The organism is Streptomyces sp. NPDC001381 (assembly GCF_042895685.1).
GTDB lineage: Bacteria > Actinomycetota > Actinomycetes > Streptomycetales > Streptomycetaceae > Streptomyces.
The window spans coordinates 635,996-651,476 of record NZ_JBIAWO010000002.1 but is presented as its reverse complement, the minus strand read 5'-3'; the positions used below and the strand labels follow the sequence as shown (position 1 = coordinate 651,476).

Sequence of the window (15,481 nt, the reverse complement as noted above, 5' to 3'; positions counted from 1 at the left end):
GGAGTCAGCGGTCATCCCGTACGACGAACTCGCACCACACGCACTTGCCGCCGCCGCGCGCCTCCACGCCCCACCCGTCGGCGAGCAGGTCCACCAGGAGCAGGCCCCGCCCGGAGACGCCCGACTCGCCGGCCTCGCGGCGGCGCGGCAGGGCGCTGGAGGAGTCCTCGACCTCGGCGCGCAGCCGTCGTTCCCCGCCGCCGGTGAGGACCCGCAGGGTGACGATGGCGGCGCCCTCGGTGTGCATGAGGGCATTGGTGATCAGTTCGTCGGCGACCAGTTCGATCTCGTCGGCGCTGTCGCGCGCGCCCCAGGCCCGGACGGCGGCCCTGATCATGTGCCGGGCGGCGGTGAGCGCCTCGGGGTCCCCGGTCGCCACGTGCTGCTGGAGCCGGCCGCCGGTCCGCGGGGTGTCCAGGCCGCGCCGGCGCAGCAGGAGCAGGGCGACGTCGTCGTCCCCGCCGCGTTCGTCGGCGACGTCGATCAGCTGGTCGGCGAGGCGGCGCACGTCGTCGGGGCCGGCGGCGATGAGGGCGGCGAGCCGGCGCATGCCGTCGTCGAGGTCGACGCCGGGCTGTTCGACCAGGCCGTCGGTGCACAGCAGCAGGGTGTGGCCGGGGTCGAGCTCGATGGTGCCGACCGGGTACTCCAGGCTGCCGAACTCGGCGGACAGCCCGAGCGGCAGCCCGCCGGGCACGGGGACGCGCCGGCAGGCGCCGTCGGGGCCGCGCAGCAGGGGGTCGATGTGCCCGGCCCGGACCACCTGGACGACACCGGTGGACAGGTCGGCCTCGGCGTAGAGGCAGGTGGCGAAGCGGTCGGTGTCGAGCTCGTGGAGGAAGACGGAGGCGCGGGCCATCACCGTGGCCGGGGTGTGGCCCTCGGCGGCGTAGGCCTTCAGGACGATGCGCAGCTGGCCCATGACGGCGGCGGCGTGCGTGTCGTGGCCCTGGACGTCGCCGATGACGGCGCCGACGCGGCCGCCGGGCAGCGGGATGAGGTCGTACCAGTCGCCGCCGATGTCCCGGCCGTGGGAGCCGCCGATGGTGGCGGCGCGGTAGCGGACGGCGACGTCGGCGCCGGGCACGCTGGGGATGGTGCGCGGCAGCATGGCCTGCTGGAGGCCCTGGGCGATGTCCTTCTCCTGCTCGTAGAACATCGCCCGCTGCAGGCTCTGCGCGATGCTGCTGCCGAGGGCCACGAGGATGTTGCGCTCGTCCTGGGAGAAGCCCTCGCGGTTGCTGTAGAGCAGGCCCATCGCGCCGATCGGGCGGGCCTGCACGATCAGCGGCAGATACGCCGCGGAGGTGATCCTCAGGTCGGTGATGTGCGGCCACAGCACGGGATAGCCGGCCGCGAACTCCTCCGGGGACTCGATGAAGCGGGGGGTGAGCGTGCGCACGACCTCGCTCATCGGGTACGGCTCGTCGATCCGGGTGACCAGGGTGCCGGGGACGAAGCTGCCCTCGGGGCCCTCGGCGACCAGTCTGATGCGGCCGGCCTCGACCAGGCCCATGACGAGGCTGGTCGCGCCGAGGTGGGTGAGGCCCTGGGTGTCCTTGAGGACGTCGATGACGTCCTGCACGGTCCGGGCGTGGGCGAGTGCGGCCGTGGTGAGCTGCACGACGTTGGTCTGCTCGCGGCGCGCGTCGTCGAGGGCGGCCGCCTCGTGGCGGTCGGCGAGGTCGTGGAGCTCGTCGGTGGCGTCGCGGACGATGCCGACGATCCGGCGGGGGCGGCCGGTGCCGTCGCGGCGGATGTAGCCCTGGGTGTGGGTCCAGCGCAGGGTGCCGTCGCGCAGCCGCAGACGGAAGTAGGCGCCGTAGTTCTCGCTGCCGTCCTTGATGGCCTGGGCGACCAGTTCGTCCAGGCGGATGCCCTCGGCCGGCGGCACGCGGACGGCGAGGGAGGCCGGGTTGCCGTCGTACTCGTCCGGCCGCAGGTCGAAGATCTCGTGCGCCCGGGCATCCATGTGGAAGAGCCCCGAGTCCAGGTCCCAGTCGAAGCTGCCCATGCGGTTGAGCGCCAGGATCGGATCCGGGTGGGCGGGCCAGTCGTCCGGGAGTGACAGGGCACTCGCTCCCCGATCAACCATGGGGCCACCTTGCCAGGATTCGTCCGATTCTTCGACCGGGGAGCGGTACGGGTGCCCCGCGGCGGGTCGTCCTAGGGGGTGTTTCGAAAGTCCTGTGCGGTGCCCGCGGTGTTCGGTGCGTGCCCTCGGCGTGCCGGACGAAGGCCCTCGTAGCGGAGCTACTTGGGTCTTCGGCCGGTACGGCGAGGGTGCGTGCCGGGCGCCGCGGGTGCTGTGCGGGACTTACGAAACACCCCCTAGGGGGTCGTCCCGGGCGCGGGCGCCGCCGGCGGGCCCGGGCTGCCGCGGGCGGTGCGGGTCGCAACGGGTACTCGTACCTCGGCCTCCCCGACGACGGGGTCGTCCACCCGCCCTGGTCCGCTTCACCCGTCCGGGTCACGCAAGCGGGGGCATGGAACACGCAGCGTCACGATGGCCGGAACGGAGAGAAGGAGCGCAACGGACGTGGACTGGTTCACCGCACCCGACTACTGGCTGAGCCGTCTCGTCTTCCAGCGGGCGCTGGCCGGTGTGTACCTGGTCGCGTTCCTGACGGCGGCCCTGCAGTTCCGTCCGCTGCTGGGCGAGCGGGGGATGCTCCCGGTTCCCCGGTTCGTGGAGCGGGTGCCGTTCCGGCGCGCGCCGAGCCTGTTCCAGTGGCGCTACTCCGACCGCCTGTTCGCGCTGTGCGCCTGGACCGGGTGCGCGGTGTCGGCGGCGCTGCTGGCGGGGCTCGACGGCCTGCTCCCGTTGTGGGCGGGCATGCTGTCGTGGCTGGTGCCGTGGGCGCTGTACCTGTCGATCGTGAACGTCGGCCAGACCTGGTACTCGTTCGGCTGGGAGTCGCTGCTGCTGGAGACCGGCTTCCTCGCGGTGTTCCTCGGCAACGACGAGGTGGAGCCGCCGGTCGTGGTGCTGTTCCTGGTGCGCTGGCTGCTGTTCCGGGTGGAGTTCGGGGCGGGTCTGATCAAGATGCGGGGAGACGCCTGCTGGCGGAAGCTGACCTGTCTGTACCACCACCACGAGACCCAGCCGATGCCCGGCCCGCTGAGCTGGTTCTTCCACCATCTGCCCAGGCCGCTGCACCGGGTGGAGGCGGCCGCCAACCACGTCACCCAACTCGTCGTGCCGTTCCTGCTGTTCGCCCCGCAGCCGGTGGCCACGGCGGCCGCCGCCCTGATGATCCTGACCCAGCTGTGGCTCATCCTGTCGGGCAACTTCTCCTGGCTGAACTGGATCACGGTCGTCCTCGCCGTGCCCGCGCTGGAGCTGCCCTCCGGCCACCGGCCGGCCGCCGGGGGGAGCACACCGCTCTGGTACGAGGTGGTGGTCCTGGCCGCGGCGGCGCTGATCGTCTTCCTCAGCTACCGCCCGGTGGTCAACATGCTCTCCCGCCGCCAGGTCATGAACCGCTCCTTCGACCCGCTGCACCTGGTCAACACCTACGGCGCGTTCGGCAGCGTGAGCCGGATCCGTTACGAGGTGGTGGTCGAGGGCACGCTGGACGACGTCCCGCGTGAGGACTCCGACTGGCGGGAGTACGAGTTCCGGGGCAAACCGGGCGATCTCCGGCACTGGCCCCGCCAGTTCGCCCCCTATCATCTGCGCCTGGACTGGCTGATGTGGTTCGCGGCGCTCTCCCCGGCGTACGCGGGACCGTGGTTCGGGGCACTGGTGGAACGGCTGCTGGAGAACGACCGCGACACACTGAGGCTGTTGCGCCGCTCCCCCTTCCCGCCCGACGAGCCGCCCCGCTACGTCCGGGCCCGGCTGTTCCGCTACCGGTACACCACCTGGCGGGAGCTGCGGGAGACGGGCGCGTGCTGGGACCGGACGTACGTGCGCGAGTATCTGCCGCCGACACGGCTGACGGCGGTGGCGCACAGGCCGTAGACGCGGACGGCCGCGGCGACGCGGACGGCCGCGGGCGCGCGGCGGACCCTCGACGCGGGGGCCCGGGCGGGGCACAGTTCTCCCTACGTACTCGCCAGTAGTGGACGGCATGTGCGCGCCGGTCGTGGGCGTCGTGCGTGCCCGTCGTGCACGCACACCGAGGGAGCTGCCGTGACCACCTGGGTCGGCCGGACCGCCGTCGAGATCGCCGCCGCCGTGCGGGACAAGCAGGCCACGCCACGCGAGGTGGTGGCGGAGCACCTCGCGCGCATCGAACGGCTGGACGGGCGGATCGGGGCGTTCCGGGTGGTGCGGGCCGAGGCCGCGCTCGCCGAGGCCGACGAGGTGGCCGCCCGGGGTGATCTGGCCGAACTGCCGCTGGCCGGGGTGCCGGTGGCGGTCAAGGACAACCTGGGCGTGCGGGGCGAGTCGATGCGGGTGGGCTCGGCCGCGACCCCGGACACACCGGCCGGCGCCGACCATGTGACGGTGGCCCGGCTGCGGGCCGCCGGCGCGGTGGTCGTGGGGCTGACGAACGTGCCGGAGCTGTGCGTCTTCGGCACCACGGAGGGCGTGCACGGCACGGCCCGCAATCCGTGGGACACCTCGCGCACGGCGGGCGGCTCGTCGGGCGGCAGCGCGGCCGCGGTGGCCGCCGGGATGGTGCCGGTCGCGCTCGGCAACGACGGCATGGGCTCGTTGCGCATCCCGGCCGCGAACTGCGGTCTGGTGACCGTCAAGCCGGGTCACGGGGTGGTGCCTGCGGGCATAGGCGACGGCGACTGGTTCGGTATGTCGGAGAACGGGCCGCTGGCCACGACCGTGGCGGACGCCCGGCTGATGCTGTCGGTCCTGGCGGACGGCGAGGCCGTACGGCGGGACGGGGAGCCCGGTGCGCTGAGGATCGCGGTGTCGGTGCGCAGCCCGCTGGCCGGTGTCACGGTGAGCGCCCCGTACGCGGGGGCGGCGCGGGACGCCGCGGGGGTGCTGATGAAGGCGGGCCATCAGGTACGGCGGGCCGACCCGCGGTATCCGCTCTCGCTGGGGGTCACCTCGCTCGCCCACTGGACGGCGGGCACGGCCGTGGACGCGGGAGGTCTCGACGCCCGGCTGCTGACCCGCCGCACCCGGGTGCACGCCGCCCTCGGCCGGCGCTTCCTGAACGGCGTGCGGGGCGGCACGGCGCGGGAGGACCTGCGCCGGCGGCTGGAGCCGTTCTTCGAGGAGCACGACGTGCTGCTCACGCCGGCGCTGGCGCGGCGCTCGCCCCGGTCGGAGCCCTGGCACGAGCGGGGCTGGCTGCGCAATGTCCTGGTGAACACGAACTACTCGCCGCTGACCCCGCCGTGGAACCTGACGGGCTGGCCCGCGATGGCGGTCCCCTTCGGCACCCTGCCGTCCGGTGCGCCGGCCGCCGTGCAGCTGGTGGGGCGGCCGGGCTCGGAGGCGGAACTGCTGCGGGTGGCGGAGCAGTTGGAGGGTCTGCGTCCCTGGCGGCGGACGGCGCCGCTCGACTGAGAGCGAGCGGCCGGGGTCCGTATGGGCGTGGCTCGCGCTAGCGCACGCCCATGGACAGGGTCCTCGTGCGGGTCCGGTCCGTCCGGACTCAGTCCACGCTGGGCAGGATGTGGTCCTCGGCCAGGTCTTCCTCGTAGCCCGCCAGGCGGATCGGGGCGGAGCGCGCCCACACGTCGAGGCTGCCGAGCTCGCCGGGCCTGCGGTGGGCGCGCTCCGCGCGTTCCTTGGGGCGCTGTTCTCGATTCGTCTTCTCCGGTGTCACCGCGCACTCCTTATGTGTCGGGTCACCCTGGGGGCGGGCCGGCCAGTCTGCGGTCCGGCACTGAACGCTCCCTGGGGTCTGGCTGGAGTCGGTGGCGACGCGGTGGTGCCGGTGACTCCTCGGAGAGCTGGCCGTTGTGAACCGGCTTGTCCCAGACGGACGGTGGGTGTGGGTGGCACTCCGTCCTGCTGTCCGTCGATACAGATTAACCAAATGAGCGGGGTGCTGCTCGATAGCGCCGAAAATTTGGGGTAACCATGGCGCGTCACCCACATGTCCTCGCAGGTGAATTGAACCCTTTCCGCCGTCTATCCGCCGCTTTTGCCTGCGCCGGGTTCACCCGTCCGGCGTACACGGTGAACAAGGCAGCGGCCCCGTCACGGCGTTCAGGTCCCGTTCGCCCGACCGCAAGCACGCCATGATCTGCTGAGGTACCGAACGGCTGTCTCGCGGGAGGACCGACGCATGGAGCTGCGCAGCGTCGAGGAGCTGATGGACCTGCTGTACGCGTGCCGCGGCGTACGGGAGAACCCGGGCGGCCCGGCCCGCGGGGTCGACCTGCACGACCACGCACTGCAGACGGCGGCGCTCCTGCGCCGAAGTCGCCCCGCGGACAAGGAACTCCAGCTGACCGGGCTGGTCCACCCCGTCGGGCACCTCCTGAGCCCCACCGACCCCGCCCGGCGTGCGGAACGCGCGGCCGACGCCGTACGGCCGCTGCTCGGCGCCCGGGTCGCCCGGCTGGTCGGTCTGCATCCCTGGCTCGGCGCGCCGGCCGACGACGACCTGCTGCGTCTGCGGCAGGCCGACGAGGACGGCCGGGCCGCCGGGGTCGACGCGGGGGTGCTGGAGGACTGGCGGACCGTCCTGGAACTGGTGGCCGCCCGCACCTCACGCCTCGGCGCGGTCGACTGAGGACCCGCGCGCCGAGGCGGCCGTCACCACTTGCCCGGCGCGTAGTCCTTCAGGAAGACCCCGTACACGTCCTCGCCGGCCTCGCCCCGCACCACGGGGTCGTAGACCCGCGCCGCACCGTCCACCAGGTCGAGCGGCGCGTGGAACCCCTCCTCGGCGAGCCGCAGCTTGTCGAAGTGCGGGCGCTCGTCGGTGATCCAGCCGGTGTCGACGGAGGTCATGAGGATGCCGTCGGCCTGGAACATCTCCTGCGCGCTGGTCCGCGTGACCATGTTCATCGCGGCCTTGGCGGCGTTCGTGTTCGGGTGGCCCGCACCCTTGTAACCGCGGCCGAAGACGCCTTCCATGGCCGAGACGTTCACGACGTACGAGCGCCCGCTCGTCGCCTTCCTCGCGGCGGCGGCCATCGCCGGGCGGAGCTTGCTGATCAGGATGAACGGCGCCGTGTAGTTGCACAGCTGGGTCTCGAGGAGCTCCACCGGGGAGATCTGCTCGATGGTCTGCACCCAGGTGTTGGTCTCGACGACGTCGGGGACCAGGCCGCCCGCGTCGATGGCGGTGCCGTCGAGGTGGCGGGCGACGCTGGCGTTGCCCGCGACGAGGGCGAGGTCGGCGACCTTCTGCGCGTCCAGACCGCTGGTGCCGACGGGCAGCGCGGCCAGACCGTCGACCGCGCCGGAGTTGAAGGCGCCGATGACGTGGTGGGCGGGGAGCTCACCGGCGGGCAGCGGGGCGCTCTCGCCGTCGACCAGCGCGGCGTAGGCGGACGGCAGGCGGCGTACGGTCTGCGTCGCGTTGTTGATGAGGATGTCGAGGGGGCCCGCCTCGGCGACCTGGTCGGCGAGCGCCACGGCCTGCGCCGGGTCGCGCAGGTCGATGCCGACGACCTCCAGACGGTGCAGCCAGTCGCCGGAGTCGTCCATGGCCTTGAAGCGGCGGATGGCGTCCTTCGGGAAGCGCGTGGTGATCGTCGTGTGGGCGCCGTCCCGCAGCAGCCGCAGCGCGATGTACATGCCGATCTTGGCGCGGCCGCCGGTGAGCAGCGCGCGCTTGCCGGTGAGATCGGCGCGGGCGTCGCGCTTGGCGCGGTTCAGGCCGGCGCAGTCGGGACAGAGCTGGTGGTAGAAGTAGTCGACTTCCACGTACCGGGTCTTGCAGGTGTAGCAGGAGCGGGGGCGCTGGAGTATCCCCGCGATCTTCCCCTCTTCGGTGACCGACGAGGGGAGGATGCCCTCGGTCTCGTCGTCGATGCGCTGGGCGGAGCCGGTCGCGGTGGCCTCGGTGACCGCCTTGTCGTGGGCGGTCTTGGCGGCCCGGCGCTCCTGGCGGCGGCGCTGCTTGACCGTGCGGTAGATGCCGGCGGTGGCCCGGCGCACGGCGATCGCGTCGGGGTGGTCCACCTCCAGCTTGTCGAGTTCCTCGAGCACGCCGAGGCAGACCGCCAGCCGCTCGGGGTCGATGCCGGGCCCGTACACGACCTCGTCCACGGCTTCGTCCGTGATCGCCGAGCCGTCCTCTGTCACCGTCATCGCGCTGCCGTTCCCTGCTGAGCCGTGCGGCGCTCCGACCGCGTCCGCTTTCGAACGGGGAAGTCTACGGAGCGCCGGGCCCCTCCTCCAAACCCGTTCCGGTCAGGAACCGCAGGCCGTGATGAGTGTCTCCACCTCGGCGGTCAGCGCGTGCGCGAACCGGTCGAGGTCCGGGACGGCCTCGGCGTCGGCGACGAGCCCGTAGTGGACGCGTCCGCGGTACGTCGAGACGGCGACCGCGAGGGACTGGCCGCGGGCCAGCGGCGCGTACGGGTACACCTCGGTGACCGGGTTCCCGCCGAGCTTCAGGCCGAAGCCGGGCAGGGGCACGCTGGTGACGAGGATGTCGAACCAGAGCCGGGCGGCCTGGCCGACCAGCGGTCCGCCGAGCCGGTGGCCGAGCGCCGGGACGTGGTCGGCGAGCAGGGCGACGGCGCCCGCTCCCCGGCCGGGTCCGGCGTCCTTGTTGGCGTCCATCGCGGTGCGGACGTGGGCGAGCCGGGCGAGCGGGTCGGGGTCGTCGACCGGAAGCCGTATCAGGTACCCGGAGAGCCGGTTGCCCTGTGGGTGCGCGGTGCGCGGGCGGCGCTTGGAGACGGGGATCAGCGCGCGCGGCCGTACGCCCTCGCTGCCGTCGCCGCGCTCGTCCAGCCAGCGGCGCAGGGCCCCGGCCACGACCGCGATCAGGACGTCGTTGACGGTGCCGCCGACGACCTTGCGGACGCGGTGCACGTCGTCGAGGTCGAGGACCACGCCGGCGGTGCGGCGGGTGCCGGTGGGTTCGGCGGCGAGCGCGGGGGTGGACCGTACGCCCAGGGTCGACACGGCCACGGACGCGCCGATGTCCAGGGCGCGCCCCACGTCGGAGACGGCGCCGCGGAGCAGTCCGGGGAGCCTGCGCACATCGGGGATCAGACCTCGGGCGGGCTCCGCCGGGCGGGGCCGGGGCGCGGGCATGTCCATGGGGTCCAGGACGGCGGCGGCCAGCGTCAGGGCGCGCAGTCCGTCGGCGAGGGCGTGGTGGAACTTGAACAGCACGGCGAAGGACACGCCGTCCCGCCCCGGCAGCACGTGCGCCTCCCAGGGTGGGCGCTCGCGCTCCAGCGGGCGTTCCATGAGCCGGCCGGCCTCGGCCTGGAAGTCCGCGGTGGGCGCGTGCAGCCGGACGTGCCGCAGCGGGTCGAAGTCCGGGTCGGGTTCGCGCACCGCGCCCCCGAAGGCGAGCGGCCGGCGCAGGTCGAGCGGCAGCGTGGTGCCGAAGGGCCGCCACACGTCCCGGATCCGCATGCGCAGTCCGGGGACGGCGGCCGCGCGGGCGGCGAGCAGGTCGGCCGCGTGGGCACCGGCGGTGGGCGACTGGGCGGAGAAGACACCGAGCGCACCGAGGTGCATCGGGTGCTCCGCGGACTCGATGTTCCAGAACGCAAGGTCGAGGGGTGCCAGGAGATCATCAGCAGACAAGGGCTTGCCTCGCGTCGACGACGGGTGAGGAAGCAGTCAACCCCTTCGAGATGATTACGGTCAAGCACCTCCAGGCTACGCACAGTTAACAGCCGATTAAGTTCATGACACCTGCTGCCCCTTGCCGAGGGCGATCACCCCTGCCCGCGACACCGTGTACAGCTCCGCGTCACGCTCCGGATTGACTCCGATCGTCGCGCCGGGCGGGACCTCGACGTTCTTGTCCAGGACCGCCCCGCGCACCACCGCGCCCCGTCCGATGTGGACGTTGTCGTGGAGGATCGAGCCCTGTACGACCGCTCCGGGGTCGACCCTGACGCCCGGCGACAGCACGGACCGGGTGACCTGGCCGCGGATCAGGCATCCCGCGCTGATGATCGACTCGCTGGCCATGCCGCCGGCGTTGAAGCGGGCCGGGGAGAGTTGGTAGGAGTGGGTGTAGATGGGCCAGCTGCGGTTGTACAGGTTGAAGGCGGGGCGCTCGGCGATCAGGTCCATGTGGGCGTCGTAGTAGGCGTCGAGCGTGCCGACGTCCCGCCAGTAGCCCTGGTCGCGGGTGGTCTCGCCGGGGACGTGGTTGTCGTTGAAGTCGTACAGCCCGGCCTCGCCGCGCTCCGTGAGCTGGGGCAGGATCGAGCCGCCCATGTCGTGCACGGAGTCCTCGTCCTCGGCGTCCCGCTGGAGGGCCTCGATGAGGGCCTTGGTGGTGAAGATGTAGTTGCCCATCGAGGCGAACACGGTCTCCGGGTCGTCCGCGAGGCCGGGCGGGTCGGCGGGCTTCTCCAGGAAGCGCTCGACCGTCCGGCCGTCGGAGCCCGGCGTGATCACCCCGAAGGAGGAGGACTCGGTGCGGGGGACGCGGATGCCGGCGACGGTGACGCCCGCGCCGCTGTCGATGTGCTGGGCGAGCATCTGGCGCGGATCCATGCGGTAGACGTGGTCGGCACCGAACACCGCGATGTACTCGGGCTGTTCGTCGTGGACCAGGTTCAGCGACTGCAGGATGGCGTCGGCGCTGCCCAGGTACCAGCGCTTGCCGAGCCGCTGCTGGGCCGGTACCGGCGTGACGTAGTTGCCGAGCAGACTGGACATCCGCCAGGTGGTGGTGATGTGCCGGTCCAGCGAGTGCGACTTGTACTGCGTGAGCACGCAGATGCGCAGGACGTCGGCGTTGACGAGGTTGGACAGGACGAAGTCGACGAGCCGGTAGGTGCCGCCGAAGGTGACCGCTGGTTTGGCGCGGTCCGCGGTCAGGGGCATCAGACGCTTGCCCTCACCGCCCGCGAGTACGATGCCGAGCACCGAAGGTCCGCCACGACGCATGGCCGCTCCCCTCACCTGTTGGAACCGATCAATGCCCCGCTGCGGGGCCCGCTACGCCTGTTTGACGATCTCCTCGTACAGCCGGACCGTCCGCCGGGCCACCGCGTCCCAGCCGAACTCCCGCACCGTGCGTTCCCGCCCGGCCTCACCCATGCGGCGCCCGGCCTCCGGATCACCCAGCACCGAGTCCAGCGCCCGGGTCAGCCCCGCCTCGAACGCCTCGTCGCCGCCGTCCACGGGGACGAGCAGGCCGGTCACCCCGTCCTCGACGACCTCCGGGATCCCGCCGACCCGGGAGGCCACGACGGGAGTGCCGCAGGCCATCGCCTCCAGGTTGACGATGCCGAGGGGCTCGTACACGGAGGGGCAGACGAACACCGCCGCGTGGGTGAGGAGTTGGATCACCTCGGGGCGTGGCAGCATGCGCGGGATCCAGTGCACGCCGTCGCGGGCGCGGCTGAGCTCGGCGAAGAGGTCGCGGAACTCCTGGTCGATCTCCGGGGTGTCGGGGGCGCCCGCGCACAGCACGACCTGGGCCGCCGGGTCGATGTCCCGTACGGCGCGCAGCAGACGGGGCACGCCCTTCTGGCGGGTGATGCGGCCGACGAACAGCACGAACGGGCGGTCGGGGTCGAGGCCGAGGCGGGTGACGGCGTCGGTGCCGTGGTCGGGACGGTACAGGCCGGTGTCGATGCCGTTGTGCACGACGTGGACCCGGTCAGGGGTGAGCGCCGGATAGCAGGTGAGGATGTCCTCGCGCATCGCGCCGGAGACGGCGATCACCGCGTCCGCGGCCTCCACGGCGGTCCGTTCGGCCCAGCTCGACAGGGCGTAGCCGCCGCCGAGTTGCTCGGCCTTCCAGGGGCGCAGGGGCTCCAGGGAGTGCGCGGTCACGACGTGCGGGATGCCGTGGAGCTGCTGGGCGAGCAGGCCGGCGAGGTTGGCGTACCAGGTGTGCGAGTGGACGAGCTCGCGGCCTTCGAGTCCCGCGGCCATGGCGAGGTCCACGGAGAAGGTGCGCAGCGCGTCGTTGGCGCCGTCGAGGGCGGACCAGGGACGGTGGCGCCGGACGCCCTCCGCGCGTTCCCTGAGGGAGCCCTCGCCCCAGCAGTGCACGTCGAGATCGACGAGCCGGCGCAACTCCCGGGCGAGGAACTCGACATGGACGCCCGCGCCGCCGTACACGTCCGGGGGGTACTCCCGGGTCAGCAGTCCCACACGCACCCGGAACCCCCCATTCTCAACGGCTGGTTCCTTTCATGGTCACCCAGACGGGGCGCGCGGGGAAGAGCGCGGGGGTCGTGTGAAGCAACAGTCGCCGCAGACGCCCCCGCCGGGCACCCGGTAGTAGAGGCAGCAGCTGCGGCGGCGGAAGGCGGTGCCGGCCGGGGTCTCGGTGCGGGTGCCGGTGCCGGCGAGGAGGGGGTGGGTGAACAGTTCGGCGGTGAGGGCACGCGCGCGGGCGGCGGTCTCGGGGCGGCCGTGCGCGCCCGCCCACAGCTGCAGCTGCCGGGCGGCTCCGGCGAGGGCGGAGGCGGCGTTGCCCCGCAGCAGGCCCTGGGCGACGGGGTGGTGGGCGCGCAGGGCCGCCGACAGGGGTTCGAGGTGAGCGTCCAGGACGGTCGCGGCCAGGGTGGCCGCGTCGCCGGGCAGGACCCTGACCTCGGTCAGCCACAGGTCGTCGGGCGCGCTGCCGTCGGGGTCCCAGCGCAGCAGCCGTGGATCCAGGTCGGGGAGGGTGCCGTACAGGGCGGCACAGCCCAGCGCCGCCGACCACAGCCGGGCCGCGAGTCCCTGCTGGGCCACGGAGGCTCCGATCCGCTCCTCGGAGGCGCGCAGGGCCCGGGTCACCTTCCCGACGCGGAAAGTCAGGGAATTTCCGTAAACATCCGACGACTGGCCGGCGTAGGTCTGGGCGAGGGTCGGCAGAGGCCGCGGCGGTTCTCCGGCGACGCGTAGGAGGAAGAAGCCGCCGAGTGGGCGCAGCGCGGCGAGATCGGGGTCGAGGTCCACGATCCGCAGTAGTACCAAGGGGCGTCGGAGCCTCGATCAGGGGGATCCCCCAGACGTCACCCGTCTGAGGGAGGACGGGGGGTGCCGCGTACTCCATCGGCAGTAGGACGCAATGCGTGCTCAGGGACGACGACGGGAACAGATCGGCAGGGCATCGTGTTGGTTATGGAAGCCGACCGTTCGCCGCGCCGGGCCCCGAGCTCCGGCCTCACGCAGAGGAGCTGCTCATGAGCGCCCTCGCGTTGTCCGTGGTCCTGTCACTGATCTCCGCCGTGGCGTACGCGTCCGGGGCGATCGTGCAGGAGCAGGTCGCGGTGTCCTCGCCCCACGAGGAGTACGCGCCGCTGCGCCGCCCCGGCTGGTGGGCGGCGGTCGCGCTGAACGGCCTCGGCGGGCTGCTGCACGTGGTGGCGCTCGCGTACGGCCCCCTGAGTCTGGTGCAGCCGCTGGGCGCGCTGACGATCGTGTTCGCGCTGCCCATGGCCGCGCTGTTCGTCGGCCGCAGGGCCGGGGCGACGGCCTGGCGGGGCGCGATCATGGCGACGGTTGGTCTGGCCGGTCTGCTGTCCCTGGTCGGCGCCTCCGACGCGCAGTCGCTGAGCACCCCGCAGCGGGTGAGCGTGGCCGTGGTCACCGCCGGTGCGGTGGTGGCGCTGATGGCCGCCGGGCGGGCCGCGCACCGGCACCCGGCGGTGCGCAGCATGCTGCTGGCGACGGCGTCGGGCATCGCGTTCGGCATGTCCTCGGTGTTCACCAAGACCGTCGCGGTCGACTGGACCGACGGCGTCTCGGCGGCCGACGTGCCCTCCCTGGCCGTGATCGGCGTGCTGGCCACGGCCGGCATGCTGCTGTCGCAAGCCTCCTACCGGGGCGCGGGCCTGGCGGCCCCGCTGGCGACGCTGACCGTGGTCAACCCGGTGGTGGCGGCCGCGGTCGGCATCACGATGTTCGGCGAGACCTTCCGTTACGGCACGACGGGCACCGTGCTCGCCCTGAGCTGTGGGGTGGTGGCGGCGGGCGGCCTGATCCTGCTGACCATCGAGCGTCTTCCAGGCGGATCCCCTGTGGCCGGGCTTCCGGCCGCACCGGCGCAGGCGGCGTTGACGCGGTCCGTCGAGGAGGTGCCGGAGGACCTGCTGCGCCGGCCGGTCGCCCCGCCGCTGCGGGACGAGGTGGACGAGGAGAAGCTGCTCGTGCCGGCCCAGGCCGGGGAACCCCCCTACGGGGAGAGCCCGGCGGACCCGGTCGAGGGGCAGCCGGTCTTCTTCCACAGTCCGTTCTACGGCGCCGCGTACCTCCCGGTGCCGGCCGTCGACCGGCACCGGGTGCGCGTCAAATCCTGACCCCGCCGGCCCGCAGATAGGCCAGCGGGTCCACGTCCGTTCCGAATCCGGGCCCCGTCCGCACCTCGAAGTGCAGATGCGGGCCCGTGCTGTTGCCGGTGGAGCCGGAACGCCCGATGCGCTGGCCGCCGCCCACCGACTGCCCGTCCCGCACGGAGATCGCGGACAGGTGGGCGTACTGGGTGTACCGGCCGTCGGCGTGTCTGATGACCACCTGGTAGCCGAAGGACCCGCCCCAGCCCGCGCTGACCACCGTGCCCGCCGCGACCGCCTTCACGGAGGTGCCGGTGGGGACGGGGAAGTCGACGCCGGTGTGGTAGCCCTTCGACCAGGAGGAGCCGGTCGCGTGGTACGGCGTTCCGGTGGCCGCGGCGACCGGGGCGACACGGGAATGGCCGGTCTGCGCCTTGTCGTCGGCGCCGGAGTCCTTCTCGGTGCGGGACGGGGCGGTGCTCGGACTCTTCCCGGAGGTGGACGTGCCGGCCGGGGCGCGCAGTTTCAGCCGCTGACCCGGCATGATCAGGTCGGGATCGGCGCCGATCGTGGTCCGGTTGGCGGCGTAGAGCCGGCGCCAGCCGCCCCGCACGTCCTGGCGGTCGGCGATGCCGGAGAGGGTGTCGCCGTGGACGACGGTGTACATCTCGGCCTTGCCCGCCCGGGACTGGGGCGTGGACTGCGGCTGCACGTCCCGCAGCGACGTCTTCCCGGACGTCGGCGTCCCGCTGGAGGTGCCGCCCGACGTCCCGCTCGGACGGATGTCGGGGGTGTCGCCGCCCCGGGTCAGCCCGGCCCGCCCCGAGCACACCGGCCACGCGCCGGGGCCCTGGCCCTCCAGGACCTTCTCCGCCACGGCGATCTGCTGGTCCTTGGTGGCCAGGTCGGCGCGCCCGGCGTACCGCTTTCCGCCGTACGCCTCCCAGGTCGACTGGGTGAACTGCAGGCCGCCGTAGTAGCCGTTGCCCGTGTTGATGTGCCAGTTGTTGCTGGACTCGCAGGCGGCGACCTTGTTCCAGGTGTCGACGTCGGCCGCCTGGGCGGCGCCCGCGCCGATGAGCGGTATCGCCATGCCGGCGCCGCCGGCCGTGACCGTGAGCGAGGCCCGGTTGATCCTGTTCGGCTGATACCGGCGGTGCCGGCCGCGTACGGCCAT

12 protein-coding genes are annotated in these 15,481 nt (G+C 73.0%); 4 read left to right on the top strand and 8 right to left on the bottom strand.

Annotation, left to right across the window (positions count from 1 at the left end; all coding sequences use genetic code 11):
- Positions 1 to 4 precede the first annotated feature (4 nt).
- Positions 5 to 2,095, bottom strand: coding sequence for a SpoIIE family protein phosphatase (locus ACFY2L_RS09950; protein WP_390821995.1), 2,091 nt, complete (start codon positions 2,093 to 2,095; stop codon positions 5 to 7).
- Between the two features lie 444 nt (positions 2,096 to 2,539).
- Here ACFY2L_RS09950 and ACFY2L_RS09945 point away from each other — a divergent pair, with 444 nt between their 5' ends.
- Positions 2,540 to 3,967, top strand: coding sequence for a lipase maturation factor family protein (locus tag ACFY2L_RS09945; RefSeq protein WP_390821994.1), 1,428 nt, complete (start codon positions 2,540 to 2,542; stop codon positions 3,965 to 3,967).
- A 171-nt stretch (positions 3,968 to 4,138) separates the two neighbouring features.
- On the top strand, positions 4,139 to 5,485 hold the full coding sequence (locus ACFY2L_RS09940) for an amidase (RefSeq protein ID WP_390821993.1): 1,347 nt from the start codon (positions 4,139 to 4,141) through the stop codon (positions 5,483 to 5,485).
- Positions 5,486 to 5,573: 88 nt separating this feature from the next.
- Here the strand turns inward: ACFY2L_RS09940 and ACFY2L_RS09935 are convergent, their stop codons facing one another.
- Positions 5,574 to 5,747 carry a hypothetical protein gene (locus tag ACFY2L_RS09935; RefSeq protein WP_390656410.1) on the bottom strand — a complete coding sequence of 58 codons (174 nt, stop codon included), beginning with the start codon at positions 5,745 to 5,747 and terminating at the stop codon, positions 5,574 to 5,576.
- A gap of 465 nt (positions 5,748 to 6,212) precedes the next feature.
- Between ACFY2L_RS09935 and ACFY2L_RS09930 the strand changes: the two genes are divergently transcribed.
- Positions 6,213 to 6,662 carry a hypothetical protein gene (locus ACFY2L_RS09930; RefSeq protein WP_390821992.1) on the top strand — a complete coding sequence of 150 codons (450 nt, stop codon included), beginning with the start codon at positions 6,213 to 6,215 and terminating at the stop codon, positions 6,660 to 6,662.
- A gap of 23 nt (positions 6,663 to 6,685) precedes the next feature.
- On the opposite strand, the gene ACFY2L_RS09925 is transcribed toward ACFY2L_RS09930, so the two are convergent.
- The 5 genes from ACFY2L_RS09925 to ACFY2L_RS09905 all read right to left on the bottom strand — a co-directional run bounded on the left by ACFY2L_RS09925 (position 6,686) and on the right by ACFY2L_RS09905 (position 12,988).
- A complete protein-coding gene (locus ACFY2L_RS09925) occupies positions 6,686 to 8,191 on the bottom strand; it encodes an SDR family NAD(P)-dependent oxidoreductase (RefSeq protein WP_390656408.1) in 1,506 nt (501 codons plus the stop codon).
- A 102-nt stretch (positions 8,192 to 8,293) separates the two neighbouring features.
- Complete coding sequence (locus ACFY2L_RS09920; RefSeq protein WP_390656407.1) at positions 8,294 to 9,652, bottom strand: wax ester/triacylglycerol synthase family O-acyltransferase; 1,359 nt, start codon at positions 9,650 to 9,652, stop codon at positions 8,294 to 8,296.
- Between the two features lie 102 nt (positions 9,653 to 9,754).
- A complete protein-coding gene (gene glgC / locus ACFY2L_RS09915; protein WP_390656406.1) occupies positions 9,755 to 10,975 on the bottom strand; it encodes a glucose-1-phosphate adenylyltransferase in 1,221 nt (406 codons plus the stop codon).
- 51 nt (positions 10,976 to 11,026) lie between these two features.
- Positions 11,027 to 12,199 (bottom strand): glycogen synthase, encoded by a 1,173-nt coding sequence (gene glgA, locus ACFY2L_RS09910; protein WP_390656405.1) that lies wholly within the window; start codon positions 12,197 to 12,199, stop codon positions 11,027 to 11,029.
- A gap of 39 nt (positions 12,200 to 12,238) precedes the next feature.
- Positions 12,239 to 12,988 (bottom strand): (2Fe-2S)-binding protein, encoded by a 750-nt coding sequence (locus tag ACFY2L_RS09905; protein ID WP_390821991.1) that lies wholly within the window; start codon positions 12,986 to 12,988, stop codon positions 12,239 to 12,241.
- A gap of 227 nt (positions 12,989 to 13,215) precedes the next feature.
- Here ACFY2L_RS09905 and ACFY2L_RS09900 point away from each other — a divergent pair, with 227 nt between their 5' ends.
- Positions 13,216 to 14,331 carry a DMT family transporter gene (locus tag ACFY2L_RS09900; protein ID WP_390656403.1) on the top strand — a complete coding sequence of 372 codons (1,116 nt, stop codon included), beginning with the start codon at positions 13,216 to 13,218 and terminating at the stop codon, positions 14,329 to 14,331.
- On the opposite strand, the gene ACFY2L_RS09895 is transcribed toward ACFY2L_RS09900, so the two are convergent.
- Positions 14,321 to 15,481, bottom strand: coding sequence for a transglycosylase family protein (locus ACFY2L_RS09895; RefSeq protein WP_390657108.1), 1,161 nt, complete (start codon positions 15,479 to 15,481; stop codon positions 14,321 to 14,323). The two genes, ACFY2L_RS09900 and ACFY2L_RS09895, sit on opposite strands and share 11 nt — an antisense overlap.